6 protein-coding genes are annotated in these 5,291 nt (G+C 64.0%); 4 read left to right on the top strand and 2 right to left on the bottom strand.

The window, feature by feature from the left end:
• Positions 1-351 (bottom strand): GntR family transcriptional regulator (locus tag EN906_RS21895; RefSeq protein ID WP_127375359.1); only part of this gene is annotated, 351 nt, incomplete at its 3' end.
• A 174-nt stretch (positions 352-525) separates the two neighbouring features.
• On the opposite strand from EN906_RS21895, the gene oiaX reads away from it, so the two are divergent.
• The 4 genes from oiaX to dhaL all read left to right on the top strand — a co-directional run bounded on the left by oiaX (position 526) and on the right by dhaL (position 4,922).
• Complete coding sequence (gene oiaX / locus EN906_RS21890) at positions 526-1,776, top strand: 3-oxo-isoapionate-4-phosphate decarboxylase OiaX (RefSeq protein WP_127268636.1); 1,251 nt, start codon at positions 526-528, stop codon at positions 1,774-1,776.
• A gap of 4 nt (positions 1,777-1,780) precedes the next feature.
• Positions 1,781-3,115 (top strand): four-carbon acid sugar kinase family protein, encoded by a 1,335-nt coding sequence (locus EN906_RS21885; RefSeq protein WP_127269788.1) that lies wholly within the window; start codon positions 1,781-1,783, stop codon positions 3,113-3,115.
• Between the two features lie 130 nt (positions 3,116-3,245).
• Positions 3,246-4,253 (top strand): dihydroxyacetone kinase subunit DhaK, encoded by a 1,008-nt coding sequence (locus EN906_RS21880; protein WP_127269790.1) that lies wholly within the window; start codon positions 3,246-3,248, stop codon positions 4,251-4,253.
• Positions 4,254-4,280: 27 nt separating this feature from the next.
• Positions 4,281-4,922: a dihydroxyacetone kinase subunit DhaL gene (dhaL, locus tag EN906_RS21875; protein WP_127269792.1), complete on the top strand. Its 642-nt coding sequence runs from the start codon at positions 4,281-4,283 to the stop codon at positions 4,920-4,922.
• A gap of 25 nt (positions 4,923-4,947) precedes the next feature.
• Here the strand turns inward: dhaL and EN906_RS21870 are convergent.
• On the bottom strand, positions 4,948-5,291 hold a 344-nt coding region (locus EN906_RS21870; protein ID WP_127375358.1), incomplete at its 5' end, for an RpiB/LacA/LacB family sugar-phosphate isomerase.

Below are 5,291 nucleotides of genomic sequence, written 5' to 3'. Positions count from 1 at the left end.
GACCATGCCGCGCTCGAAGAAGATGCGCGCGGTCTTCAGGTGCTCCAGCGTGTCCTTCGACGACGACAGGATGATCTTGGCGGCGCCATCGACCTGCTTGATGATCGACTTGGCGGTCAGCTGCAGCACCTTGGCGCGCTCGCCATGCGAGATCGCGACCAGGCCCATATTGCTCAGCGCCTGCATCGCCTCGCGAATCGCCGGCCTGCCGACCTCGAAACGCTCCATCAGTTCGCGTTCCGAAGGCATGTCGTCGCCCGGCATCAATTCGCCGCTGGTAATGAGGCGTTTCAGCCGCAAGAAGACCTCATCGGAAAGCTTGCGCCGGACAATCGGTTCCGAACGGTTCATCGTCGCGAATCACTCCCTTGACCCGGCCCTATCTAACACTGCCGCCACAATTCCCGGAATTGCCGTCTGTCGATCCGACTGCCGGATATGGCTTGCAATACTTATGTACTCATTATACCAGATTTGAAACACCAGTGAACCTTTTTCGAACGCCTCGGCTTGAGACAGCGGACCATGATAACCCTCACCTACCGCATCGAAACGCCTGGAAGCATCGAAGCGCTGGCGGCCAAGATCGCCAGCGATCAGTCGACCGGCACCTTCGTCGCGCTGCCCGGCGAGACCGAGGAACTGAAAGCCCGGGTGGCGGCGCGCGTGCTGGCGATACGGCCTCTGGCCGATGCCGAGCGGCCGTCGCTTCCCGACAGCGGCAACGGGCCGTTCAGGCGCGCCGATATCGATATCGCCTTTCCATTCGATGCCATCGGCACCGACCTTTCGGCACTGATGACCATTGCCATCGGTGGCACCTATTCGATCAAGGGCCTCACCGGGATTCGCATCGTCGACATGAAATTGCCGGAGGAGTATCGCGGCGCGCATCCCGGCCCCCAGTTCGGTGTCGCCGGCAGCCGCCGGCTGACTGGTGTGATGGACCGTCCGATCATCGGCACGATCGTCAAGCCGGCGCTGGGCTTGCGGCCACATGAGACGGCCGCAATGGTGGCGGAACTGATCGCCGCCGGTGTCGACTTCATCAAGGACGACGAGAAGCTGATGAGCCCGGCCTATTCGCCCCTGTCGGAACGAGTGAAGGCGATCGTGCCGCTGATCCTCGACCACGAGCAGAAGACCGGCAAGAAGGTGATGTATGCCTTCGGCATCTCGCATGCCGACCCCGATGAGATGATGCGCAACCACGATATGGTGGCGAAGGCTGGCGGCAATTGCGCTGTCATCAACATCAATTCGATCGGCTTCGGTGGCATGGCGTTCCTGAGGAAGCGCTCCAGTCTGGTGCTGCATGCTCACCGCAACGGCTGGGACATCCTCACCCGGCACCCCGGGCTAGGCATGGACTTCAAGGTCTGGCAGCAATTCTGGCGACTGCTCGGCGTCGACCAGTTCCAGATCAACGGCATCGCCTCGAAATACTGGGAGCCGGACGACTCTTTCGTCGAATCGTTCAAGGCGGTGACGACACCGATCTTTTCACCCGAGGACTGCGCCTTGCCGGTGGCGGGCTCTGGCCAGTGGGGTGGCCAGGCTCCTGAGACATATGCGCGGACCGGACGGACCGTCGATCTTCTCTATCTCTGCGGCGGCGGCATCGTCAGCCATCCGGACGGGCCGGGCGCCGGTGTGCGCGCCGTGCAGCAGGCCTGGCAAGCGGCGGTCGACGGCATTCCGCTGGCGGACTTCGCCCTGAACCATCCCGAACTGGCGCGGTCGATCGAAAAATTCGGCGACGGCAAGGCAGCCTGAGACGATGCAGGACCTGCTTCTCAGCTATTACGGCGACGACCTGACCGGCTCGACCGATGTGATGGAGGCGCTCGAGCTCGGTGGTGTGCCGACCGTGCTGTTCATGCGCCAGCCGGACGATGCCTTGCTTTCACGATTTGCCCATTGCCGGGCGATCGGCCTCGCCGGCACCAGCCGCAGCGAGACACCGCGATGGATGGACACATACCTGCGCGATGCCTTTGCCTGGCTGAAGACACTGAATGCCGAGATTTGTCACTACAAGGTCTGCTCGACCTTCGATTCCAGCCCGACGATCGGCAGCATCGGCCGGGCCACCGAGATCGGCCGCTCGGTGTTCGCGCAAGCCAGCGTGCCGCTGCTGGTCGGCGCGCCGCAGCTCAAGCGCTACACCGCCTTCGGCCACCTGTTCGCCGCCTATCGCGACCAATATTTCCGCATCGACCGCCACCCGGTGATGAGCCGCCACCCGACGACGCCGATGGATGAGTCGGACCTGCTGATCCATCTGTCGCGGCAGACGGCGCTGAGCTCGGGGCTGGTCGACCTTGCGACGCTGCAGTCGGCGTCGCGGTCGGTGGCGTTCGATCGCATGATCGGAAACGGCACCGGCATCGTGCTTGTCGATGTCGACAATCTGGAAACCCAGGCCCTTGCCGGCAAGGAGCTGTGGCGCGTTCGCAAGCCCGGCGGTTCTTTTGTCGTCGGCTCGTCCGGGGTCGAGTATGCGTTGCTGGCCGAATGGGCGTCGAATGGCATTGTCGGCGCCGGACATGGCTTCACGCCACCGGGCGCAGCCGAGCGGATAGCCGTCGTGTCGGGCAGTTGCTCGCCGACCACGGAACGGCAGATCCGGCATGCCCTGACCGACGGTTTCGACGGCATCGAGGTCGACCCGGTCGAACTGGTTTCGGAGGCTTCGCAGCAGTCGATCACGCGCGCAACGGCAAGCGGCCGTGCCAGTCTGCAAGCCGGGCGCAGCGTCATCCTCTACACCGCGCTTGGTCCCACTGCCGACAGGGGCGCCGAAATCGACCGGCAGGAAGGCGCCCGCCACAGGCTTGGCCGCGGACTCGGAGAAATCCTTCGCAGCCTGACGATCGAACAGAGCCTGCGGCGCGTGGTCATTGCCGGCGGCGATACGTCGAGCCACGCGCTGGGCGAGATGGGTGTCGATGCCCTGACAATCCGCATGCCGCTGCCCGCTTCGCCGGGTTCGCCGCTCTGCGTTGCTCACGCGCGCGTCAAGGCGATCGACGGCTTGGAGGTCGCGCTCAAGGGCGGCCAGGTCGGAACCGATCGCTATTTCTCAGCCATCCGCGACGGCCTCGGCGGTTGAAACAACTAACGCCTACGTCCAGGTGATAGCCTGCGGGAACACCTCTGCGCACGAAATGCTCCTTGCCGGGTGGAAATCCCGGTAACACCCGGTATTATCTGCGAAAATGCCGAAATCGGGAGGATGCCGGGTGCAGACCAAGAAGATCATCAATGCCGGCAACCGCGCCGTCGACGAGATGCTGGAAGGCATCCTGGCAGCCCATCCCCGCCATCTCAAAAGCGTGGAGGGTAGCCCACGCTCCATCATCGCCTGCGACGGACCGCGCCAGGGCAAGGTGGGCCTCGTCATTGGCGGCGGCTCGGGCCACGAGCCGAGCTTTCTTGGCTTCGTCGGCAAGGGATTGGCCGATGCGGCGGCCATCGGCAATGTCTTCGCCTCGCCACCGCCGGACCCGATCCTCGAATGCGCAAAGGCAGTCAGCGGCGGCGCCGGCGTGCTGTTCATGTACGGCAACTATGCCGGCGACGTGATGAATTTCGACATGGCGGCCGAGATGGCCGCCATGGACGACATCGAGGTGCGCACGGTGCTGAGCACCGACGACGTCGCCTCGGCACCGCGCGACCAGCGGCACAAGAGGCGCGGCGTCGCCGGCAATTTCTTCATCTTTAAGGCGGCCGGTGCCGCCTGCGACCGGATGCTGTCCTTCGACGAATGCGAGCGCATCGCCGGCAAGGCCAACGACCACACCTTCACCATGGGCGTGGCGCTGTCGCCCTGTTCGCTGCCGCAGACCCGCCGGCCGAATTTCGAGATCGGGCCGGACGAGATGGAGATCGGCATGGGCATCCATGGCGAGCCGGGCATCGCGCGCGAAAAGTTGAAAACAGCCGACGAGATCACCGACGAGATGCTGGACAGGATCCTCGACGAGATGGCGCCTACGCGCGGCGACAAGGTCGCGGTGCTCGTCAATTCGCTGGGCTCAACGCCGCTGATGGAACTCTACATCATGAACCGGCGCGTGAAGCAGAGGCTCGATGAGATCGGTGTGTCCATACACGCAAGCTGGGTCGGCAATTACTGCACCTCGCTCGAAATGGCTGGTGCATCGATCACGCTGCACCAACTCGACGGCGAGTTGCAGACGATGCTGGATCACCCCTGCGACTGCGCCATGTTTCGCGCCGGCTAAACCCACTTCTGTGGCAAGGACTAAGACATGACGACAATCGACACCGCCCACCTTGTCGCGATGTTCGCGGCGATCGCAACCGCCATGTCCGCCGACCGGGACCGACTGTGCGCGCTTGACGGGGTTATCGGCGACGCCGACCACGGCATCGCGATGGAGCTTGGATTTTCCGCTGCACGCGATGCCGTCGCCGCACTGGATGCAGAGGCAACCGACCCGACCACCTTGCTGAACACCGCTGCCAAATCGTTCCTGAATGCCGTCGGCGCTTCCTCCGGGCCGCTCTATGCGACCGCGTTCATGCGGGGCGCGGCAGCCGTCAAGGGCAAGACGACGCTCGACGATTCGGACGTGGTCGCCCTGTTCCAGGCTATGGCCAAGGGCATTCAGGATCGCGGCAAGGCCGAGCCTGGCGAAAAGACGATGATCGATGCATGGGCGCCGGCTGCGCAGGCAGCGGGCGAAGCGCTGACCTCCGGCAAGGATCTGGCGGGCAGTCTCGAAGCTGCTGCACAAGCGGCAAACGCAGGCGCGGAGGCGACTAAGTCGATGGTCGCCACGAAAGGCCGGGCATCGCGCCTCGGCGAACGCTCGCTTGGCCACATGGACCCGGGCGCAGCGTCCGCCGTTACCGTGATCGAGGCGATGCGGGTCGCCTTGACCAGTTAACTCAGTAACGGGTTCCCCGCGTCTTTCAGCGCTTGGCGTCGAGCTTGTCGATGGCCTGCACGTTTGTGGCGGAGGGGCCATTCGGATCGAACTCCGAGGCCAACCATGCGTCGGCGATCGATTTCGCTAGTTCGGGACCGATGACGCGGGCGCCCATGGTGATGATCTGGGCGTTGTTGGACTTGGCGGCGCGCTCGGCGGAATAGGTGTCGTGGGTCAATGCGGCGCGAATGCCCGGGACCTTGTTGGCGGAGATGCTGACGCCGATGCCGGTGCCGCAAAACAGGATGGCCCGGTCGTAATTGCCGTCGAGAATTTCGTGGCCGACCGAGGCGGCGATATCGGCGTAGAATCCGGCCTGGCTTAGGT

The sequence above is a fragment of the Mesorhizobium sp. M7A.F.Ca.CA.004.06.1.1 genome (assembly GCF_003999135.1).
Classification (GTDB): domain Bacteria; phylum Pseudomonadota; class Alphaproteobacteria; order Rhizobiales; family Rhizobiaceae; genus Mesorhizobium.
The sequence above is the reverse complement of the archived record's forward strand: the minus strand, read 5'-3'. Positions and strand labels throughout refer to the sequence as shown.